General features: G+C 60.4%; 18 protein-coding genes. 8 read left to right on the top strand and 10 right to left on the bottom strand.

Annotation, left to right across the window (positions count from 1 at the left end):
- Positions 1–127 precede the first annotated feature (127 nt).
- The 4 genes from GOX63_RS17765 to GOX63_RS17750 are packed head-to-tail and all read left to right on the top strand — an operon-like array spanning position 128 to position 5,665.
- Positions 128–2,203 (top strand): hydantoinase/oxoprolinase family protein, encoded by a 2,076-nt coding sequence (locus tag GOX63_RS17765; protein WP_254435999.1) that lies wholly within the window; start codon positions 128–130, stop codon positions 2,201–2,203.
- Positions 2,200–3,849 (top strand): hydantoinase B/oxoprolinase family protein, encoded by a 1,650-nt coding sequence (locus GOX63_RS17760; protein ID WP_170327913.1) that lies wholly within the window; start codon positions 2,200–2,202, stop codon positions 3,847–3,849. Before GOX63_RS17765 ends, GOX63_RS17760 begins: the two co-directional genes overlap by 4 nt.
- Positions 3,846–4,928 (top strand): pyridoxal phosphate-dependent aminotransferase, encoded by a 1,083-nt coding sequence (locus GOX63_RS17755; RefSeq protein ID WP_217356213.1) that lies wholly within the window; start codon positions 3,846–3,848, stop codon positions 4,926–4,928. Before GOX63_RS17760 ends, GOX63_RS17755 begins: the two co-directional genes overlap by 4 nt.
- The gene (locus GOX63_RS17750) at positions 4,925–5,665 is read left to right on the top strand and encodes a maleate cis-trans isomerase family protein (protein ID WP_170327914.1); all 741 of its coding nucleotides are present in this window, start codon (positions 4,925–4,927) and stop codon (positions 5,663–5,665) included. Before GOX63_RS17755 ends, GOX63_RS17750 begins: the two co-directional genes overlap by 4 nt.
- 49 nt (positions 5,666–5,714) lie before the next feature.
- Here the strand turns inward: GOX63_RS17750 and comE are convergent, their stop codons facing one another.
- From comE to hisD, 4 genes are all read right to left on the bottom strand, one after another.
- Positions 5,715–6,269, bottom strand: coding sequence for a sulfopyruvate decarboxylase subunit beta (gene comE, locus GOX63_RS17745; RefSeq protein WP_170327915.1), 555 nt, complete (start codon positions 6,267–6,269; stop codon positions 5,715–5,717).
- Positions 6,266–6,772, bottom strand: a complete 507-nt coding sequence (gene comD, locus GOX63_RS17740) for a sulfopyruvate decarboxylase subunit alpha (protein ID WP_170327916.1) — start codon at positions 6,770–6,772, stop codon at positions 6,266–6,268. The genes comE and comD overlap by 4 nt, the downstream gene beginning before the upstream one ends.
- Before the next feature lie 47 nt (positions 6,773–6,819).
- The gene (locus tag GOX63_RS17735; RefSeq protein WP_170327917.1) at positions 6,820–7,230 is read right to left on the bottom strand and encodes a universal stress protein; all 411 of its coding nucleotides are present in this window, start codon (positions 7,228–7,230) and stop codon (positions 6,820–6,822) included.
- A gap of 179 nt (positions 7,231–7,409) precedes the next feature.
- Positions 7,410–8,717, bottom strand: a complete 1,308-nt coding sequence (hisD, locus tag GOX63_RS17730; RefSeq protein WP_170327918.1) for a histidinol dehydrogenase — start codon at positions 8,715–8,717, stop codon at positions 7,410–7,412.
- A 153-nt stretch (positions 8,718–8,870) separates the two neighbouring features.
- Here hisD and GOX63_RS17725 point away from each other — a divergent pair, with 153 nt between their 5' ends.
- A complete protein-coding gene (locus tag GOX63_RS17725; protein WP_170327919.1) occupies positions 8,871–9,896 on the top strand; it encodes a LacI family DNA-binding transcriptional regulator in 1,026 nt (341 codons plus the stop codon).
- Here the strand turns inward: GOX63_RS17725 and GOX63_RS17720 are convergent.
- Both GOX63_RS17720 and GOX63_RS17715 read right to left on the bottom strand, forming a co-directional pair.
- Entirely contained in the window at positions 9,893–10,864 is a 972-nt protein-coding gene (locus tag GOX63_RS17720) for a LysR family transcriptional regulator (RefSeq protein WP_170327920.1), read from the bottom strand. The two genes, GOX63_RS17725 and GOX63_RS17720, sit on opposite strands and share 4 nt — an antisense overlap.
- 81 nt (positions 10,865–10,945) lie before the next feature.
- Positions 10,946–13,381 (bottom strand): GcvT family protein, encoded by a 2,436-nt coding sequence (locus GOX63_RS17715; protein ID WP_170546651.1) that lies wholly within the window; start codon positions 13,379–13,381, stop codon positions 10,946–10,948.
- A gap of 183 nt (positions 13,382–13,564) precedes the next feature.
- On the opposite strand from GOX63_RS17715, the gene GOX63_RS17710 reads away from it, so the two are divergent.
- Together GOX63_RS17710 and GOX63_RS17705 are read left to right on the top strand one after the other, a co-directional pair.
- Complete coding sequence (locus tag GOX63_RS17710; protein WP_170546648.1) at positions 13,565–15,085, top strand: trimethylamine methyltransferase family protein; 1,521 nt, start codon at positions 13,565–13,567, stop codon at positions 15,083–15,085.
- A 70-nt stretch (positions 15,086–15,155) separates the two neighbouring features.
- Positions 15,156–16,124 (top strand): agmatinase, encoded by a 969-nt coding sequence (locus GOX63_RS17705; protein WP_170327923.1) that lies wholly within the window; start codon positions 15,156–15,158, stop codon positions 16,122–16,124.
- Here the strand turns inward: GOX63_RS17705 and GOX63_RS17700 are convergent.
- The 4 genes from GOX63_RS17700 to GOX63_RS17685 all read right to left on the bottom strand — a co-directional run bounded on the left by GOX63_RS17700 (position 16,121) and on the right by GOX63_RS17685 (position 20,797).
- Positions 16,121–17,095, bottom strand: a complete 975-nt coding sequence (locus GOX63_RS17700) for an arginase family protein (RefSeq protein ID WP_170327924.1) — start codon at positions 17,093–17,095, stop codon at positions 16,121–16,123. The genes GOX63_RS17705 and GOX63_RS17700 overlap by 4 nt on opposite strands.
- 54 nt (positions 17,096–17,149) lie before the next feature.
- On the bottom strand, positions 17,150–18,739 hold the full coding sequence (locus GOX63_RS17695) for an ABC transporter permease (RefSeq protein WP_170327925.1): 1,590 nt from the start codon (positions 18,737–18,739) through the stop codon (positions 17,150–17,152).
- Positions 18,732–19,769, bottom strand: coding sequence for a quaternary amine ABC transporter ATP-binding protein (locus GOX63_RS17690; RefSeq protein WP_170327926.1), 1,038 nt, complete (start codon positions 19,767–19,769; stop codon positions 18,732–18,734). Before GOX63_RS17690 ends, GOX63_RS17695 begins: the two co-directional genes overlap by 8 nt.
- A 77-nt stretch (positions 19,770–19,846) precedes the next feature.
- Complete coding sequence (locus tag GOX63_RS17685; RefSeq protein ID WP_170327927.1) at positions 19,847–20,797, bottom strand: ABC transporter substrate-binding protein; 951 nt, start codon at positions 20,795–20,797, stop codon at positions 19,847–19,849.
- Between the two features lie 397 nt (positions 20,798–21,194).
- On the opposite strand from GOX63_RS17685, the gene GOX63_RS17680 reads away from it, so the two are divergent.
- Positions 21,195–21,842, top strand: coding sequence for a hypothetical protein (locus GOX63_RS17680; protein WP_170327928.1), 648 nt, complete (start codon positions 21,195–21,197; stop codon positions 21,840–21,842).
- Positions 21,843–21,894: the final 52 nt, after the last annotated feature.

Here is a 21,894-nt window from a genome sequence, read left to right as displayed (position 1 = left end):
GTCGCGAAACCGGGTGCGATCTGGTCGCCTGACCCGCGGGGAACAGTCCGTTTTCACCTGACCCACCTTCGGGTCTGTTCCACCCTTTCAGGCTGATACTCTAATGAATCAAACAGTTGGATTGCGTATGGCAATCGACATCGGCGGCACGTTCACCGATACCGTGCTGCTGGACAGCGCGTCTCAGGTGGTGGCGACCACCAAAACACCCACCACACCGCACCGCCCTGCCCTTGGCGCGGTTGCCGGCGCCACGCATGTGCTAGAGGTCGCTGGCGCCGACTGGCGTCAGGTGACCGGGTTCATCCATGGCACCACTTTGGCCACCAATGCGCTGATCGAACGCCGCGGGGCCGTCACGGCCACGATCACCACGCGCGGGTTCCGCGATATCCTCGAGATCGCGTATGAGCGGCGCTATAGCCAATACGCGATCGATCTGGTCAAACCCGATTTGATCGTGCCGCGCACCCATTCACTGACGATCGGCGGGCGTATGGATGCCAGCGGGCATGAGCTGGAACCGCTGGACGAGGCTGGTATCGGCCCTTTGGTGGCCGAATTGCAGGCGCTCGAGGTCGAGGCCGTCGCCATCTGCCTGCTGCACGCTTATGCCAACCCGGCGCATGAGCTGGCGCTGCGCGAGCTGTTGGCGCAGCAAATGCCAGACCTTGTCATCTCTCTCAGCCACGAGGTCAGCCCCGAAGCGCGCGAGTTCGACCGGCTCTGTACCACGATTGCCAACGCCTATGTGCAGCCGTTGATGGCTGGGTATCTGCAGGACTTCGAGGCTCGGTTCCGGCAATTGGGGCTGGCCTGCCCGATCCTGATGATGACGGCGGGGGGCGGCATGACCACGCTGGACACCGCGGCCCGGCTGCCGATCCGTCTGGTGGAATCCGGCCCCGCCGGGGGTGCTGTTCTGGCCGCCCGCATCGCCGAGGCAACAGGTGAGGCCGAGGTGTTGTCCTTTGACATGGGCGGCACCACCGCCAAGCTGTGCCTGATCGACGACTTTCGCCCGCAAACCGCGCGCAAGTTCGAAATCTCGCGGGCCGAGCGCTTCATCAAGGGGTCCGGGATGCCGGTGCGCATTCCGGTGATCGAGATGATCGAGATCGGAGCGGGCGGCGGCTCGATCGCCAGCGTTGATCGTTTGGGTCGCATTCAGGTCGGTCCGCACAGTGCGGGGTCAGATCCCGGCCCCGCAGCCTTTGGCAAGGGTGGCGACAAGCCGACAGTCACCGATGCCGACCTGACGCTGGGCCTGATCGAACCGGGGCGGTTTGCCGAAGGGCGGCTGCAGATTGATCCGGATGCCGCCACGCAAGCGATGGCGCAGGATGTCGGTGATCCCCTTGGCCTCAGCCCCGATCAGGCCGCTTTTGCGGTCAGTGAGATTGTCGATGAAAGCATGGCCAGCGCAGGCCGGATGCATGCGGTCGAATCCGGCAAGGACCTAAGCAACCGGCTGATGATCGCGTTCGGCGGCAACGGTCCGTTGCACGCCACGCGCGTGGCCCGACGCGCCCAGATGCGGCGGGTGCTGATCCCGCGTGATCCGGGTGTGGGTTCGGCGGTCGGTTTCCTGTTCGCGCCCGTGTCGTATGAGGTCATCCGGTCACGCTATGCCCGGTTGGACGATCTGGACATCGACGGGCTGAACCGGTTCTTCGACGCCATGCAGACCGAGGCGGAACAGGTCGTCCGTGCCGGAGCACCCGAAGGTGCACTGTCGCAGCGCCGGGTCGCCTATATGCGGTATCACGGACAAGGGCACGAGATCGAAATCCGTTTGCCCGACCGGGCTTTGACCGCCTCGGACCTCTCCGCTCTGCGAGAGGCTTTCGAAACGGAATACAGCCGCCAATTTAGCCGGATCGTACCCGGCATGACCATCGAAATCCTGAACTGGGGGCTGTCCGTTTCCTCCCCCGCCCCCGCACATGAGGTCTATCCTGACGCTCCGGCGGAACACACCGCCACGGCAATCGAACACCGTGATATCCTGTGCGATGTCACTGGCGCGTGGCGCCCGGCGGGCGTTTTCAACCGCTCTGACCTGAAGCCCGGAGCGGCCCTCAACGGTCCGGCGCTGATCGTCGAAGCCCAGACAACCACATTCGTCAGCGCCGATTTCAGCGCCACAGTAGACGGCCAGGGCAACATCTGGCTGACCCGGCAAGAGGAGGACAAAGCATGATCCCGTCAGATACACGCCTGCAGGTGATGTGGAACCGACTTCTGGCCGTGGTCGAAGAGCAGGGACAGGCACTGATCCGCGCCGCCTTCAGCCCGATTGTGCGCGAATGCGGCGATATCTCGGCCGGGATATTCGATGCGCAAGGCCGGATGTTGGCGCAAGCCGTCACCGGCACGCCCGGGCATATCAACACCATGGCCGAGGCAGTCAAAACCCTGCGCGCGCGCTTTGCCCAAAGCGACATGAAACCCGGCGATATCTACATGACCAACGACCCGTGGATCGCCTCGGGGCACCTGAATGACTTTCTGCTGATGATGCCGGTGTTCTATCAGGACACGGTGATCGGTTACACCGCCTGCACCTCACATCTGGTTGATCTGGGGGGGCTGGGCATGGGGCCCGAGGGATCGGATATCTATGACGAAGGCCTGCTGATCCCACCCTGCAAACTGGTCAGCGGGGGCGAGGTCAATGCGCTGTTGCTGGACATTGTCAAAGCCAACTCGCGCGAGCCCATCGCCAATGAAGGTGACATCTATGCCCTGATCGCCTGTTGCGAAGCCGGAGCCGAACGGCTGGTGCAGATGATGCAGGAGTTTGGCATCACCGACCTAAATGCGTTGGCCGACTACATCATCGACACCTCCAAACGTGGCACCCTTGAGGCCATCGCGGCCCTCCCTAAGGGCACGTGGCGGCATGTGTTGAAGGTCGATGGCTATGATGAAGAGATCGAGCTGCACGCCTCCCTAACCATTGCAGATGACCACCTGCTGCTGGATTTCGAGGGCACCGCGGCCTGCGTCGGCAAGGGGATCAATGTGCCGCTGAACTATGCCACGGCCTATTCCGTCTTTGCCCTGCGCTGCATCATCGGGGCGGATATTCCGAACAATGCGGGCTCGCTCGATCCGTTCCGGGTGACAGGCCCCGAGGGCTGTATCCTGAACGCACAACCCCCGGCCCCGGTGGCGATGCGGCACACGCTGGGACAGATGACACCCGATCTGGTCTATGGCTGCCTGTCGCAGGCCCTGCCCGACAGAGTCCCGGCCGAGGGGGCCTCCTGCATGTACGACCTGCCCCTGCGCCACGCACCCGAGGCGGTTGACCGCGGCGATGACCTCTTTGCGCTGGAGCTTGTGTTCAACGGGGGCACCGGTGCCCGGCCCCGGCTGGATGGCTTGTCAGCCACGGCATTCCCCAGCGGCGTCTGGGGCAGTCAGGTCGAAACCACCGAGGCCGTCGCGCCGGTTCTGTTTAAACGCCGCGAGCTACGGCCGGATTCCGGCGGCGCCGGGCGTTTGCGGGGCGGTCTGGGGCAGCAGATCGAACTCAGCACATCCAAGGCTCAGGACCTGATGCTGTTCCTGTCAGTCGAGCGGATCAAGAACCCCGCCAAGGGCCGTGACGGCGGGTTGGACGGCGCGCCCGGACGTATCACCGTACAGCCCGGAAACCGCCACCTGCCCGGCAAGGGCGAGGTTCGGATCAAGGCCGGTGAAACACTGACGTTCGAAACGCCCGGCGGAGGTGGGTTCGGTCGGCCCGAGGAACGCTCGGACGACGCGGTGCAGAACGACCTTCGCGCAGGCCTGATTAGTCAGGACATGGCCCGAACCCAATACCGGAGGCAAACATGACCAGCCCGCATCCACATATCGCGCGCATGTCGCCCTATGCGCTGGCTGACCTTGAAGCGCCCGAGGGCAAAACCCTCATCTCGCTGTCCCAAAACGAGAGCCTGCGTCCGCCCAGCCCAAAGGCGCTTGAGGCGGCTGCACAAACCATGGGGACGTCGATGCTCTACCCCGATCCGGACTGGACGGACCTGCGAAACGCCTTGGCAGACCTGCACGGGATCGATGCGGATGGGATCTTGTGCGGCAACGGTTCGCTCGACCTGATCGGTTGCCTTGCGCGTGTGTACGCCGGACCGGATCGAGCAGTACTGGCGCCGGCCCATGCCTATCCCTTCTTTCAGACAGCGGCGCGTATGGCCGATGCGCGGTTCGACACCGCCCGGGAAACGAATGCCACTGTCAGTGTCGATGCCTTGCTGGCAGCGGTCCGACCGGACACCGGAATCGTCTTTGTTGCGAATCCAGGCAACCCAACCGGCACCCGCATCCCGAAATCCGAACTCGTCCGATTGAGGCAAAGTTTGCGGCCCGACATCCTGCTGGTGATCGACGAGGCCTATGGTGAGTTCTCAGACCATCTGGGTGAGCGGTGTTTTGACACGGTCGCCGAGGGCAACACGGTCGTGCTGCGCACCTTTTCCAAGGCCTACGGCATGGCCGGGTTCCGCGTCGGTTGGGGGCTTTTTCCCCCTGCTATCGCAGCGGAGATGCGCAAGGTGATGAACCCGAACAACATCCCGGCCAGTGCACAAATCGCCGCTGCGGCGGCAGTGCGAGACGACGCCTATATGCGTGAGACTTGCGAGATGACGGCAGCTCCGCGCGATCAGGCGGCAGTCACGCTGAGGGACGTTGGTTTTACCCCTTATCCCAGCTTCACCAACTTCCTGCTGTTGAACATGGGCAGCCCCGAGGCTGCGGCAAGTGCCGACCGAAAGCTGCGATCCGAAGGTGTCTTCCTGCGCCCGCAGGGCGGTGCGGGTCTGCCGCATACCCTGCGCATGACCGTCGGACCGCAAGCTTCAATGAACACAGCAATAGAAATCCTGACGCAATGGAAACAGGAGGGTCAGCCATGAGCACATCCCGAGGCCGCGCCCGGTTCGGGGTTCTTGTCCCCTTCACCAACACCAATTTGGAACCCGATCTGGCGTTGATGGCCCTGCCGGGTATTTCGCTGCACGTGGCCCGGATGGGTGGATATGACGAAGAGGAAATCCCTGACGAGGCCCAGATGCACGATCTGGGGGCCGCCGATCTGGACGAACCCCTGCGCCTGTTGATGGGGGCAAAGCCGGATGTGGTCTTCTACGGATGCACCTCGGCCACCCTGACCCACGGCCCCGAGTTTGACCGTGATCTGGCCACACGGATCAGCGCCGCCAGCGGGGCCAAAACGGTCACTGCGGCCGGGGCTTTGGTTCATGCTCTGACCACGCTGGGTGCCCGGCGCATCGGGTTTGCCTCACCCTATGTGCCCGCGATTAACGATATGGCGATTGGCTTTCTGTCCGAGTTGGGCTTTGAGACCATTCAGCGCTCCGAGGTAACCGAGGCACTGGACAATGAAGGCCAGGGCGCGTTGGATCCCGAAGCGGTCTTTGAACTGGGCCGTGCGGCGGATCATCCCGAGGCCGACGCGCTGGTTCTGTCCTGCACCGACATGCGCAGCGTCGAGGCTCTGGCCCGCTTGGAAGACGCGGTCGGCAAACCCGTGATCAGCTCAAACCAGGCAATGCTGTTTCAGGCACTGCAGCTTTTGGACATCAAAAAGCCTATCATCGGGTTCGGTCAGCTATTGGAACAGGCGCGGTAAAACGGCCCTGAAGGCGCGGAAGAAGCATAATTTCCGCGCCTTCATTTCCTCACGCCTGAACGGCCTTCATGAACCGATCACGGATCACCACCGGGTCCATCGTGATCGGCGGCATCTTGGCGTTGCCGCTTTCACACTTGCTGACGATGATAGTCATCTGCCTGGCATCCAACGCCTCTTGCAGCACCCGCCCGGTGTCTTCGGCGGGGCATTCGATCACGCGATCGCAGCCTGCGGCCTCGGCCATTTTCGCCAGCGAGGTTTTCCGCCCCGCATAGGTCGGCTGGTCCCCGGTCGACCCGTAAGAGCCGTTGTCGATGATCAACAGGATGTAGTTGTCGGCCACATTGTTCGCGATGGTCGGCAAGGTGCCCAGATTGGTCAGCACAGACCCATCCCCATCAATCACGATCACCGGCTTCGGCTGCGACAGCGCTAGCCCCAGCCCGATGGATGAGGCCAGACCCATCGTGCCCAGCATATAGAAATTGGTCGGCTGATCATCGATGGCGTGCAGCTCCTGGCTGGGGATGCCGATATTGCAGACGACCAGTTGATCACGCAGGATTGGGGCGATTTCGGTCAGGATTTCAGAACGGATCATTGGTCGCCATAGCCTCCCCAGAAATTGGCGTCGGTCAGGATGGCGACCGGCTTGTTGCACATGAAAGTGTATTTCAGGATCGCGTCCAGCTCGGCTACATCCGACTGATGGTGAAAGTGGTAGGTCGGAATGTTCAGCTGCGCCAACAGGGCCTTGGTATGCACCGCCATTTCCACCTGACAGGCGATGGGTTCACGTAGCTCTCCGCGATAGGAAATCAACATGGGCAGGGGCATCCGGTAATACTGGATCAGCGTCGCCAGCGTGTTGATCGTCACGCCGATGGCGGTGTTCTGCATGATGATGGCGGGGCGTTTGCCGCCCATCCATGCCCCGGCGCACAGGCCCATGCCCTCGTCTTCCTTGTTCGAGGGGATGTGATAGATGCCGTCACGCTTATCGATTTCATCGATGACCCCGGCCAGCTGCTTGCACGGCACGGTGGTGACAAACGAGATATCGTTTGCGACCAGATCATCCGTGATCTTCTTGTCTATGTTCATATCCGGTCTGTCCGTCCTGCTTGGGGCGCCGGGGCGCGATTGTGTGTTCAGATCCTGCGATGCACATGCACGGCACAGCCGGCATGACGCACCACACGCGATGCGGTCGAGCCCAGGAAATAGTCGCTGAGACCCGGCTTGTGCGAGCCGATGACGATGCAGTCAAAATCATTGTTGTTGGCATAGTCGATGATGGTCCGGGCAGTATGACCCTTGACGATTTCGGGCTGGATGCCCTCCAGTTCCTCAGTCTTTTCGCGCAGCAAGCTGGCCGCAGCGCGAAACCCGTCGGCCACAGCGTCCTTATCCAGATAGGCACTGACCGACCCCTGCGGCATCTCGTAGACATGCAGCGCAACAATTTCGCTGTCCGCTGCCGACAGCGCACGGGCCACTTCCAGCGTGTGCTGTGAAATTCCGTGATCCAGCGCCATGGGAACAAGAATTTTCTTATACATGAGTCCCTCCGTTTCTGTTGGACCTTGGCCCACAGACGGCCTTCAAAATGACCCGCACGGTCTGTTGGAAATCCTCGGCCGTATTTGCATACGGTGCCGATAAAAGTGATTTCCCGCAAGGTATTGCGGCGTGATTCCGGCCTTAGGTACCCGTGGCGTCTGGCTGAAGAGCATCCGACTCACCCATCCGCTTGCAGATCAAACTGTTCGTCGGGGAAGTACTTGGCCAAACGCACATCCGCGGCGCGGGCGTGACCCTCCATGCCTTCCAGACGGGAAATACGGGCGGTTGCAACGGCCACGGACTTTGATCCTTCGCGCGTCGCCCGCTGCCAAGTGACGATCTTCATGTATTTGTGGACGCTCAACCCCCCCGTATAACTGGCCGCCCCCGACGTCGGCAGAACGTGGTTGGTGCCGGTGGCCTTGTCGCCGTAGGACACGGTGGTTTCTTCACCCAGAAACAGTGAACCGTAGCAAGTCAGCCGGTCCAGCCACCAATCCAGATCCTCGGCCTGAACGGTCAGATGCTCGGGGGCGTATTCATCCGAACAGGCGGCCATTTCCTCTCGATCCGAACAGACGATCACCTCGGCATAATCGCGCCACGCGGCGGCGGCGTTTTCACGGTTCAATTCGGGCAGGTCATCGATAAGCTCTGGCACCAGCACCATCACCTTCTGCGCCAAATCGCGGTCATCGGTCACCAGCCAGACGGGTGAGTTGTAGCCGTGCTCGGCCTGGCTGACCAAATCGGTGGCCACCACATGCGCATCCGCACTGCTGTCGGCAAGGATCAGGCTGTCCGTGGGGCCTGCGATCATGTCGATGCCGACCTTGCCGTAGAGAATGCGCTTGGCCTCGGCCACGAACTGGTTGCCCGGGCCTACCAGAATATTGGCGCGCGGCAGACCGAACAGGCCATAGGTCATCGCGGCCACGCCCTGCACCCCGCCCATGGCCAAGATGCTGTCAGCCCCGCAAATATGCGCGGCATAGACAATGGCAGGCGCAACCCCTTCGCCCGGGCGCGGCGGGGAACAAGCGGTGATGTGGCGGCACCCGGCAACCTTGGCCGTGGTGACTGTCATGATCGCGCTGGCGATATGGCTATAACGCCCGCCGGGCACATAGCAGCCCGCCGCGTCCACCGGAATCGCCTTTTGGCCAGCAACAAACCCCGGAACAATCTCGGTCTGCACGTCGGCGACGGTCGCCTTCTGGGTTTCGGCAAAGCGGCGCACATTGTCGTGGGCAAAGCGGATATCGGCCTTTAGCTTTTCCGGAACCCGTGCGATGGCGGCGTCAATCTCGTCCTGCGTCATCAGGACATTGCCGTCGTACTTGTCGAACTTGGCCGCATATTCCAGCGCCTTTGCATCGCCGCCCACCTCGATATCTGCAAGGATGGTCCTGACCGTATCGTGCACTTCAGAGGCATGGGATTGCGCCGTCAAAGTCGCTTTTTTCAAATAGTCACGAGGCATGGGCAGCGGTTCCTATTCTCTGGCCTTTTCCCGGATTCGGTTCATCGGAATTTGTAAGCGCTTACATCGAAAATGCAAGCGCTTACATTTCCACTTTTCTTAAGTTTCACTTGAGGTTAGGCTATTTGGCAAAAGCAAATCTCAGGTTTGAAAATGTCGAAACTTCGGTCCGCGCCCACACTGGATGATGTCGCCAAAATGGCTGGCGTTTCGACAGCGACCGTATCGCGCTGTCTGAATGATCCCGACCGGGTGGTTGAGGCGACGCGTCAGCGCGTCTTATCAGCAGTGGACAGGCTGGGATACACGCCGAACTTTGCCGCGCGGGTGATGGCGGCCAAGCGATCCTGGACGATCGGCGCGATTATTCCCACCATGGAGAACGCAATCTTTGCGCGCGGTCTGCAGGCCTTTCAGGAAGAACTGCATCAGCACGGCTACACGCTGCTGGTTTCCAGCTCGGCCTATGATCCCGACCTTGAAGCCGAGCAGATACGGACGCTGGTCGCGCGCGGTGCGGACGGTGTGCTGCTGATCGGGCATGACCGCGATCCGAAGATTTACAAGGAGCTCGCGCGCCGCAATACCCCGGTAATGATCGCGTGGTCATATCTGGGGGATGCGCAGGTTGCCTCGGTCGGATTTGACAATCACGCTGCGATGGCCGAACTGGCAAACCGCGTGATCGGGCTGGGCCACCAACGGATCGGAGTGATTTCCGGCATCACTGCAGGCAATGACCGGGCACGTCTGCGGGTCGAGGGGATACGCGATGCAGTCAGGCAAAACAGCCTTGCGCCATCGGATTTGACGATCCTCGAAACCCCCTACCAGATCGAAAACGGCGCCAAGGCGTTTTCCAAGCTGATGTCACAGGGCGTACGACCCACAGCGATCCTGTGCGGAAACGACGTGCTGGCCGTCGGCGCGCTGTACCGGGCGCGCGAGATGGGATTGAACGTGCCAAAGGATGTGTCCGTCACCGGATTTGACGATATCGAACTGGCCCGGATCGCCACACCTGCGCTGACCACCGTACATGTGCCACACAGGGACATGGGCCGCCGGGCCGCGCTGGCGCTGATTGATATATTGGAAAACCGGACCCCGAGCAGTGGCACGCGGCTGGCCACGCATATCGTCGAGCGTCAATCCCTTGGACCACCAGCCAGCGCTTAGGCGGCCTCGGCCTCCATGGTGCGGAAATCGTCCCCCAGCCAAGAGTGTGCTTCACACATCGGGTCGGTGAAATGCTGCCGGATCAGCTTTGCCATCACCTTCTGGATCAGCTTCGAGGTCGTCTCGGGGTACACCTCGGTTGTGAACAGGGACACCGTGCGCACGAAGTTGCGCCCCGGGAACGGAAGCGCCCGGACGCTGTCATGGAACCTTTGCGCGCGGTGGAAACAGGCGGCGGTTGTGATCGCCCAGCCGCTGCCCTCGGCGACCAAACCGATGATCGACTGGTTACACTCCATTTCGAACCGGTTGGGTAGATTGAATTTGCTGCGGGTCAGCTGAATTTCGATCTGCTTGCCAATCATGTAGTCCCGCGAATAGCGCAGCAGGGGCAATTCCGCATCCGGCTTCAGCAGGTCTTCGGGTTCGCCGCGGAACGTGTTGGGCAGGATCACGATAAACGGGTCGCGCATCAGCGGGTATTCGATCAGCCCCTCGGTGCGATCCGAGGGGCGCGTGGCGACCCCCGCGTCCAGCTTATGTTCCTGCAGATTGGTGATGATCTCATGACTGGGGCGCGTGTAGTGGCGAAAGCTACAGCGCGGCAGAGCTTGCGCCAGAAAACGGAACAGGTCTGGCGCGATCTGGTTGTCGAAGTCGTCGATCAGGGCCAGCCGTAGGTCGGTTGCGTGTTTCCAGTTGCCGGAACGAATTTCAGCCTCGCCCCGTTTCAGCACCGTCAGCCCATCGCGGACATAGCGTGCAAACACCTCGCCCGCCGGGGTCAGCCCCATCGGGCGCCGGCCGTGATCGACCAAATCAACGCCCAGCGCGGCCTCAAGACTGCGCAGATGGTTTGAGACTGTGCTGATCGACAGCCCCGTCTCAGACGCGACCTGCTGGATCGATCCCGATTTGGCGACCAGTCGGAAGACTTCCAGCCAGCGAAGGCTCAGAGATTTGGACACCGCGCACCTGTTGTTTCGATTTCTTCGAAACAAACCAAGCAAAGATTGAAGCAAACGGCAATGGTGAAGTTGGCTGAGGGGTCAAGCTTTCATACGGTCAAAGCTCGGATCATAAGGCGATGGCGGTATGACTGTCGCACGCACGCGCAGGCCGCAGGAATCCAACTCCATCTCGGTTCCGACATCGGCCAGTTCGGGCCGCACGAACCCATGCGCAAGGTTCAGGCCGGTACGATGCCCCCAGTCGCCCGAGGTAATCGTGCCCACGACCTGATCACCCTGCATCAACGACGCCCCGGGATGGGCAGGTTGCTGCGTGGCGTGAATTTGCAAGGCGACCAGCTTTTTACGTGGCCCCTCGGCCTGCCGCCGCAACAAGGCATCTCGTCCGATGAAGTTACCCTTTTCCAGTTTTACAAAGCGGTCGAGGCCGGTCTCGAATGGGCCGAATTCCGTGATCAGATCGGCTTTCCAATGCAGAAAGCTCTTTTCCATTCGCATGGACTCCACCGCCCGCGCACCGAACAGTTTCAGCCCATGGGCTTCTCCGGCCTGCCGCAACGCGAGATAGGCGGCATAGAGCGAGGCGTTGGGGACATGGATTTCATAAGCCAACTCACCCGAGAAACTGACGCCCATCACTGTCGCCGGAGCGATCCCGACGAAGCACTCACGCACGCTGAGCCACGGGAAAGCTTCGGCGGACCAGTCGCCGCGCGCACAGGCGGACAGGACATCGCGCGCCTTGGGCCCGGCCAGCACCAGAATGGTCTGGTCGTTGGTCAGGCTACGCAACTGCACATCCTCGTCGGCCCTCAAGTGCTGAGTCAGCCAATCCATGTCATGAAACTCGCTGGCCGCGGCGGACCCGTACCAAAGGCGGTGCGGCCCCCGGTCGCTGGCAGGCAGGTTGGCAATTGTTGCTTCGGCCTTGACCATGCCGTGATGGTTCAGCAGATAGCCCAGCCCGACCCGACCATCACGCCGCGTGACGGTGCCGCAGAACATTCGGTCCAGAAAAACATGCCGGTCCGCGCCAGTGATCTCGATCCGGTTGAAGCCGTTCACTTCGGCCAACCCGACACCGTTTTGCACATTGATCACCTCAGTCGCGACCAGATCGAATGTTTCGTCAAAATCGAAACTGAGGGACGGTGAGAAATCAGCGGTGGGCTTGATGTATTCCACCCTCTCCCACCCATTGACCACGGTGAACTCCGCGCCCTCGGCGGCCAGAACGGGGGTTAGAGGCGTTGTCTTAGCCGGTCGTCCGGCAGGACGGTGTTCGTGCGGGAAGTGAAAGCGAAATTCGTTCTGATAATCTTCGATGGCCTTCAGCGCCGTCAGCTCCACATTCGCATGACCCGCGAACCGGCGTGGATCGAGACACCACGTGTCATAACACGCCTCGCCATGCACGATCTGCTGAGCCAGCAACCAGCCGTGGCCGCCACCCTCGCCCAGCCCGGCGCGCAGGCCAATGATACAGAACGCATTACGTTTGCCCGGGATCGGCCCAACCAGAGGTGCACCGTCGATCGTATAGGTTATCGGCCCGTTGACGACTGTGTGGACCCCGACCTCCATCAATGCGGGCATCCGGGCGAATGCGCCCTCCAGCACATCGGTCACGCGGTCCAGATCATCAGGGCATAGGGCGTTGACAAAGTTCGGATCAATCCCGTCCATGCCCCATGTCTTGCAGTCCTGTTCATAGAACCCCAGCAGCAGCCCGTTCTTTTCCTGCCTGCAATAGTAGTCACTGATCGGGCACCGCAGCAGAGGCATCCTGTGGCCCGCATCCCGAATGGCCGGGATTTCTTCGGTCAGGAAATACTGGTGCTCCATGGATGCAACCGGATGATGCACCCCCATCATCGCGCCGACTTCGTTCACCCGGTAGCCGCAGGCATTCACAACGATATCGCAGTCGATATCGCCATGTTCGGTGTGAACGGTCCAGGTGTCATCGCCATGCTGGGTCAATGCCACAACCGGCGTGTTGCGGTACACTTCGGCCCCGGCCTTGCGCGCCCGGCGCGCCAGCGCCTGACACAGCTGCGCCGGGTCGATATCGCCATCCATCGGGTCCCACAAACCGCCGATCAGGTTCTCGGTCGAGATCAGCGGGTGGCGGCGGGCGCATTCTTCGGCGTCGATCACTTCGAACTGCACATCCATCCCGCGCGCCATCGAGGCGAAATGGCGATAACCCTGCATCTGCGCCTCGGTATTGGCCAGACGGATGCCGCCATCCCCGTGGTGGTAGTTGATCGGATAATCCGGGTCCTCGGCCAGTTCCTTGTACAGCCGGATCGAATGCGACTTCAGCCCCACCATCGTTTGGTTCATGCCGAAGTTCGTCACCTGCGCCGCAGAATGCCATGTCGTGCCCGAGGTCAGCTCGTTGCGCTCGACCAGAACCACATCCGTCCACCCCTCTTGCGTCAGGTGATACAGTGTCGAACAACCGGCGATCCCGCCCCCGATCACAACAACTTTGGTGCGCGATTTCATTGGCTCTGCTCCCTCTGACCCGGGACAAGTTTTGCGGAAGAATGGACCAAGCCGACAATAGGGGCAGTGACTGTATTGAAAAATCGAAACTGCGATTGAGGATTCTGATATTCGCAGTTCCCCTTTGCGGCGGGGCAGAGTTGCCGCTTAGTGTGCCCGAAGGAATTGCGGGAAAGGATTGGGATGTCTTCGGAAGGTGGCAAACGAAGCGGTCGGCGGGCACGGCACGCCCAGCGCGCGGCCAAACCTGTGGTCGATCCCTGCCCGCCCGGTCAGAAGGGGGGCACATTCCACCCCCTCACGCCATCCGAGATCGCGCAAATCTACGACACGGCCCTGCGCCTGTTAGAGACGCTTGGCATGGGCAACGTGCCGGATCGGCTGGCTGCTGACCTGCAGGCGGCGGGCGCGCAACCGGGGCAACAGGATCGGCTGGTCTTTCCGCGCGAGATGGTAGAGCGCACGATCCAGAGCGCCGCGAAGACATTCACCTTTCACGGCCGGGACGAAACCCGCGACATTCAGGTGGGTGGGGACCGCGTATTCTTCGGAACCGGAGGCGCCGCCGTGCAGACCTTGGATATCGACAGCGGGCTCTATCGTCCTTCCACGCTGGTCGATCTGCACGACTTCACCCGGCTGCAGGACACTTTGCCCAATGTCAGCTGGTTCACCCGCTGTTGCGTGGCGACGGATGTCCCCGAGGTGCGCGATCTGGACGTCAACACGGCCTATGCGCTGGTGCGCAACACCACCAAACCGGTGGCCACTTCGTTTACATTGGCTGAAAACGTCGCGCCCATCGTCGAGATGCTGGACATCGTGGCCGGCGGTCCGGGCGAATTCGCCAAGCGGCCCTTTCTGAAGGCCCATATCAGCCCGGTGATTTCTCCGCTGCGCTATGGTGAGGATGCGGTGGACGTGGTCTACGAATGCGTTGCCCACAACATCCCCATGTCCTGCATCACTGCCGCGCAGGCCGGCGCGACGGCCCCCGCCACTCTGGCCGGGTTTCTGGCACAGTCTCTGGCAGAAACGCTGGCCAGCCTTGTGATGGTCAACGCGATTCAGCCCGGTTTTCCGATGGTGTTTTCCAACTGGCCGTTCATCGTGGATCTACGCACCGGGTCTTTCGCCGGGGGCAGCGGAGAAACCGCCATTCTGAACGCCGCCTCGGCACAGATTACCAATTGGCTGGGGCTGCCCTCGGGTGTGGCTGCCTCAATGACCGACGCCAAAGCCATCGACGCGCAATATGGGGCCGAGAAAGGGATAACCTCTCTGGCCGCGGCACTGGCCGGGGGTAATCTGATCTATGAAAGTTCGGGCATGACGGCCTCGCTTCTGGGCGCAAGTTTCGAGGCATTTGTTCTGGACGACGAAATGCACTCTCACACCTATCGGGCCTTGCGTGGGATCGAAGTGACCGAGGAAAACCTGGGTTTTGACGCGATCTGTCAGTCGGTTCTGGGGGATGGGCATTTCCTTGGCAGCGCCCATACCTATGCCGCGATGGAGCGGGACTATTTCTATCCAACCCTTGCCGACCGCAATGAACCCCGGACGTGGCAGGAGGAGGGCGCAACCGACGCATGGTCTGCCGCGCGTGAAAAAGCCAAAGAAGTTCTGGCCACCCATCACCCCAAATACCTGACCGACGCGCAGGACGCCGAAATCCGCAGGCGCTTTCGCATCCTGATCTAAGTGCACCATCCCATTTCCAAGTCACGAAACTGCCGCTAGGCTCGCGCCAGAGCCAGCAAGGGGGAACCACATGACCAATTCGTTTTTTCAGCCGGTATCGGCGATGGAGCTTGCCCGGTTTGCTGGTATCCCAACCTTCATGCGCCTGCCCAGCCTGACGCTGGACCACGACCGTATTGCAGAAGTTGAGCTGGGCCTGATCGGTATCCCGTGGGACGGCGGCACCACCAACCGCCCCGGCGCCCGACATGGGCCACGTCAGTTGCGAGACTATTCGACGATGATCCGCGCAATGAACCCGGTGACCGGGGTTGCGCCTTTCTCATTGGTCAATTGCGCCGATCTGGGCGATGTCGCGCCGAACCCGGTGGATATCCAGGATACATTGGACCGGGTGACCAGTTTCTACGCCGAGCTTACAGCGCAGGGCATCACCCCTCTGACCGCCGGGGGTGATCACCTGACTACCCTGCCCGTCCTGCGTGCGTTGGCGAAATCCGGCCCGCTGGGGCTGATCCAGTTCGACAGCCACACCGATCTGTTCGACACCTACTTCGGCGGCCACAAATTCACCCACGGCACCCCATTCCGCCGCGCGGTCGAGGAAGGGTTGGTGGACCCCAAACGCTTTGTTCAGGTCGGCATTCGCGGCACCGCCTACAACACGGAAGACATCGAATGGGGCGAGGCGCAGGGTATCCGCATCATCCGGATCGAGGAACTGTTTGACCGGGGTATCAACGACGTCATGGCCGAGGTGCGCAGCATCGTTGGCACCGCGCCCACCTATTGCACCTATGACATCGACTTTGTGGACCCGACCTATGCCCCCGGCACCGGCACGCCCGAAATAGGCGGGCCGAACAGCTTTCAGGCGCAGCAGGTCATTCGCCAGATGGCAGGCGTCAATCTGGTCGGCGCCGATCTGGTCGAGGTCGCGCCGCCCTTCGATCCCGAGGGCGGCACGGCCTGGCTGGGCATCTCGCTGATGTTCGAACTGCTCTGCGTGTTGGCACAGGCCGTGGATGCGCGGCGCTAACTGACGTTTTCCGCGATCATCGAGATCATCTCGAACATCACAGCTGCTGCCGTAAGCGCGGTGATGTTGTTCGGGCTGTCCTTGGTAGGCATCATGCAGACGACATCTCCGCCCACGATATTCAGACCCCGCGCAGCCCTCAGAATGCCAACCGCCTCATCAATGTCGAAGCCCTTCTCACCGGGTTCCAGATTGGACACGGCAGGCGCGACCGTCGGGTCGAGGCAATCCAGATCGAAGGTGATATAGACCGGACGGTCGCCCAGAACCTCTTTGGTCTGCGCCACCACGTCCTCCAGTCCGCGCTGCCGGAACTCGCGCATGGTGACGATGTTGTAACCATAGTCATACGACGGTTGTAGCCAATCCAGACTGCGCGGATGCCCTCTTAGACCGATCTGCATGGATCGCGTCGGGTCGACCTGCCCTTGGTCCGCCAGATATGCCCCCCAATGGGCCGCCGATTTCTTGGCGCCCAGAAAGTGGTCGACCTTGGTGAACACATCCGTGTGCGCGTCCAGATGCAGGAAGCTGACCGGTTCTCCGCCCGCCAGCTTGCCGTTGCCCAGCGCCTGCACGATCCCGCCGGTGATCGAGTGATCTCCGCCAACCGAGACCGGTCGAGCGCCTGCTGCGTCGATATCCTTGTAAAAGGCCGTGATGCGTTCGATACAGTCTTCATTGTCGTTCGCACGCGGAAACGGCACGTCACCCACATCGGCAATTTTCGCACTGTTCCACGGGTCGATCTCGAACACCGAATGCACCCGGCGCTGCACAGCCGAGACATGTCGCAGGGCACGCGGGCCCAGATGCTGATCCCGCTCGGTCGTGCCGTTGCCTGTGGAATGCGGCACACCCACCAGCGCAATATCCTGACCCGCAGGGCCCACATTGGGGCAGCGAAACAAGGTGGGCACGCCCCACCAATAAAGATTGTCCATCATGGACTGTTCATAACGATCGGTCATGGTCTTCCCCGTTCAAAGAAAAACGCCCCCGGCGGCAACCGGAGGCGTACATGTTCAGATTTTCTCGTCTTCTCGCCGGAAGGCGCCCTGAACGATTCGGTCCATAACCATCGCAAGGAACAGGATTGCAAAGCCACCCAGCAGGCCCGGCCCCTTAGCGGCGTATTGCAGCGCCTCGAGGATTTCCTTGCCCAGACCGCCCCCACCGATCAGCGAGATGATTACAACCATCGACAGACACATCAGGATGGTCTGGTTCACCCCAGTCATGATCGACGGCAAGGCCAGCGGGATCTCTACATCCTTCAGCAGCTGCCACTTGGAGGCACCAAAGGCGACTGCGGCCTCCTTGATGCTTTCCGGCACCCCGCGCATCCCAAGCGCGGTCAGGCGAATAACCGGCGGCATGCCAAAGATGATCGTGGCCAGAATGCCCGGCGGGTTACCGGTGCCAAAGAAGGCGATAATCGGGATCAGATAGACGAAGGCTGGCAGCGTCTGCATCAGGTCCAGTACCGGTTCCGCCGCGCGATAGGCTCGCTTGGATTTACCGAACCAGATGCCCAGCGGGATACCGAACACCACACACAACAGCACGGCTGCACCGACCAAGGCAACCGTCTCCATCGCGACATCCCAGTAGCCCAGTAGTGCGATATAGGCCAGAGACGAGGCGGTGAAGATCGCCACGCGGGGACCTGCCGCACGCCAAGCCGTCACGCAGATAACCAGCATCACCACCGGCCATGGCGATCCGATCAGGGCCACTGTCAGCGCATCCAGAACCGATCGAACGCCGGCGACAATGCCGTCAAACACATCGCCCCCTGCGGCGGCAGCGGCGTCGATCTGTGCCTCCATCCAACTGGCGAGGTTCGAGAAGATTGTGCCCTCGCCCTCACCCAGTATCAATGCAGACACCTCTTGTTCCGGGAAGGCATCCAGCATTGCCAACGACGCGTTCACCGTGAACTTATAAATGATCAGCGGTGCAATCGCGGCCACCAGAACGGCGCCCAGCACCGTGTTCCGCGTGGACCGGCCGCTTTCAGTGCTGGTCGGATCAATCCGCCATTTCGAGTACTGCTTTTCATAGACCCGATCCGCATAGAACCCCTGAGCCAACTTGAAGACGAGCAGCATCAGAAGCCCGGTGATCATGATCCCCGATGCCTCGGCCTGAGCCGCCTGAGCTTGCGCCAGACTGCTGTCCGCCGCCTTCTGGATGTTCTCGGCCAGTCGGTTGAAACGGTCTATATCCGCTTGCTCGGTTGCCGCCGCCGCACGCTCCAGCAACTCGTTGGCGCGCGTCTGCTGACGTTCGGCGCGGTCAGCCAGATCGGCACCTGGGTTCCCCCAGGCACCACGGCCGATCTGAACCCAGGCGATGATCTCAAGGATCAGGAAGGTCCAGAACATCCCCCAGATCGCCCGTGACGCCGACCAGAACGGACCCAGCACCGCCGCCCAGATATTGAACGTGTTGGGCACCGCGCTGGTGGCATCGTGGATCTTGTGGAAGGCGGTGACGTAGTAGTCACCGTTCGGGCCGACAAATTCGTGAATGGATTGGTCCAGCGCCTCGCGGTCTACCTCGATATCGGAGGCGGCCGTGACTTTCATTTCCATTGCTGCATCAGTCATTTTTGCCTCCCTGAATTCCGCGCAGCAGACGCGGCTTGGTCACGATACCAACGTCGCTGCCTGCATCTGTGATGACGACCGGCATATCGGTATTCACCGCCAGATCGATCAGTTGATCCAAGTCCGCCCCCTCATCCGCGCGCGGCGCGCCTTCGAGCGGCCCGGAATAGCTGCCCATTGGCTCCATGATCGAATGCGCCTTGACCAGTTTCAGTTTCGAGATGCCCTGAACAAACTCGCGTACATAGTCATCCGCCGGGTTCATGACGATGTCCTCGGGCGTGCCGATCTGCACGATCACCCCGTCTTTCATGATGGCGATGCGGTGACCGATGCGGATGGCCTCATCCAGATCGTGGGTGATGAACAGCGTCGTCTTCTGCAACTGCGCCACCAGCGCCTTGAACTGGTCCTGCAATTGCAAACGGATCAGCGGATCAAGGGCCGAGAACGGCTCATCCATCAGCAGGATTTCCGGGTCCGACGCCAACGCGCGGGCAATCCCCACCCGCTGCTGCATACCGCCCGACAGCTCCTTGGGCAGGCGGTCTTCATAGCCGGTCAGGTCCACCAGCCCCAGCGCATGATCCGAGACCGCCCAGCGCTTGGATTTGGACACTCTGCGAATTTCCAACGGATAGGCCACGTTATCGCGCACCGAGCGGTGCGGCATCAGCGCCATGTGCTGAAACACCATCCCGATCTGCTGCGCCCGGATACGGCGCAGCTCGGCCTCTGATATCTTCGACACGTCATGGCCCAAAATCTCGATTTTGCCTGAGGTTGGTTCGATCAAGCGGTTCACGTGCCGCACCAGTGTGGATTTGCCCGAGCCCGACAGGCCCATGATGCAGAAAATCTCACCCCGCGGCACTTCGAAGGTGGCCCCCTGCACACCCACGACGCAATTGAATCTTTCCAGAACTTCGGGCTTTCCAATGCCTTCGTTCCGCACGGCTTCCATGGCTTCTTCGGCGCGCGCCCCGAAGATTTTCCACACATCCGTCAGTTTTACGACTGTTTCGGTCATTTTTGTCCCTTTGATGCAAAACAGGCCGCCGGACATGTCCGACGGCCTGTCCGGTTTTCAATTCCGGTCGGCGTCAATCACTGAGACATCCAATCCAGAACAGCATCTTCGTTAGCGGCCACCCATTCCTCGGCATAGGCGGCGGGCTCTTTGCCTTCGATCACCAGCGCATAGGTCATGGCCGAGACCGTGTCGGTGTCCAGTTTCATGTTCGCCAGCAGCTGGGCAACTTCGGGGAACTCATCCTCAAGGGATTTCGCATAGTGCAGGTGCAGATAGGCCAAATCCCACGCCACACCGGCCTCGGATTTCTCAAGCCAATCCGGGTCGTCGGTGGGCTGCAACACGTTCCACTTGGACGCGTCATAGGCCGGCTCTTCCAAAATCTGCATGTCATGCAGGGCAAAGACATAATGCGGCGTGTAGCAGAACCCGACCCATGGGTCGCCCGCCTTGATCGCGTTGTCGAGGTTGGCATAGGCCACCGTCTCGTCGATCTCGGTCAGTTCCATCACCTGATCATAGCCATAGGACTTGGCGCGGATTTTCTCGACATTGGTCGAGGCCCAGCCCGGAGCTCCGATCCAGACCTCACCCTGACCGTCGCCATTGCTGTCGAACAGCGCAGCAATATCGGGGTTGGTCAGATCGTCAATCGAGCGGATATCGTTGGCATCCGCAGTCGCCTTGTCGACACACATGCCCTGAAATGCCTCAACGCCGTTGGGGTTGAAAGCAACGGTGCCTTTGTCGGTGACATAGGTATCATGCAGGTTCTGCTGGTTCGGCATCCAGACCTCAGGGTGAACATGCATGGCGCCGGAATCCATCGCCTCGAACACGATCGGGTTGGTCCCGTTCTGCAACTCGACCTCAAGCCCGAGGTTCTGTTCGATCGCCACCTTCAGAATATGCGCCGTGGCGTTCACCGACGGCCAGTTCGGCACACCGATCACGATATCCGCTGCCATTGCTGGCCCGGCGACCGCCATCGATACACCTCCCAATAGCGTTGCAAGTTTTTTCATCTGATATCTCCATGTTGGTCATCCGTGGTGCTTGTATTTAATGACCCTGTTGGGCACTGACGCACCTTGCGAACAGTAGCGGGAAGGCGGAACTTCCCCGTTTTCTGGGCCAACGGCTTGCAGCGCCGGGTTGGCCCGAAAATTGAACCATGCCGGAACGCCGCCCTTCAAGAACTACGTGCGACAATCCTCGCTATGCGACATTATCGTAGATTAGTTTCGCTTTTTTGCAAATTGGGACACCCAGGCCTTGCGTTGAAGGGATCACTGAATCCGAGCGTCAGGGCCATAAGAGCGACTTACACAACAGAATATTAACACATTCTTAACACATTGCTTTCATTGACTTTTGAGCTTCATTTTGCTTTTCGGGAAGCAGGTAATTGAAGGAAATACGATGGGTACAGTGAAGGCAAAGAAGGCGTTTGAGCTCGAAAACAAGGGCGATCACGCAATAGTCCACTTTGAACCGAGCTTCCGCTTTCAAACAGTGCTTACTCGGTTTATTTGGCTGATAACAGGAATATGGGTATTTGGTGGATGGTTGCCGAGCCTCGCTTTCGCGAGAATAGACAAAAGCTATGGCGGATCATACTACAGTTGGCCAATTTTCTGGGCCGTTTGGATCATTCCTGTCGTCGCACTCCTCTTCTGGGGCGCAAAAGCTTGGAACAAACGAACTCAGAAAGGTTCGCCAGCCTCAACAATTGTTCTGCACGGTGACAGAATTGACGCCCCTGGCTGGCCCAAGCATACGTCATATGACCACGCAGACTTGGGAACACTCTATTCCCAAGCGCCGGACACCTCTTTCACTTACAAGTCCGGAAAATACACCACTGACTACAAATCTAAAAAGCAGGCTGCCGAAGAAAAAGGTAAGATCGGCTTCTCGGTAACCGCCGACTATGGTGCGGAAAGGATTTCAATTGTGCACGAATGTCTGACCGAACAGCAGGCAGTCGGCATCAGAGATATAATTGCTGAATGGAGAGACGATCCATCCTCTGTTCTAGAGAACGAACACAACGCGTCAGCCGCATAAATTCTCAATCAGCGAAATTCTGACAATCATCCTGACGTAATTAACAAGACCA

It is taken from the genome of Ruegeria arenilitoris (assembly GCF_013031355.1).
In the GTDB taxonomy this organism is placed as follows: Bacteria; Pseudomonadota; Alphaproteobacteria; order Rhodobacterales; family Rhodobacteraceae; genus Ruegeria; species Ruegeria arenilitoris_C.
Note: the sequence above shows the minus strand (reverse complement) of the source record. Positions and strands in the feature narration are given on the sequence as shown.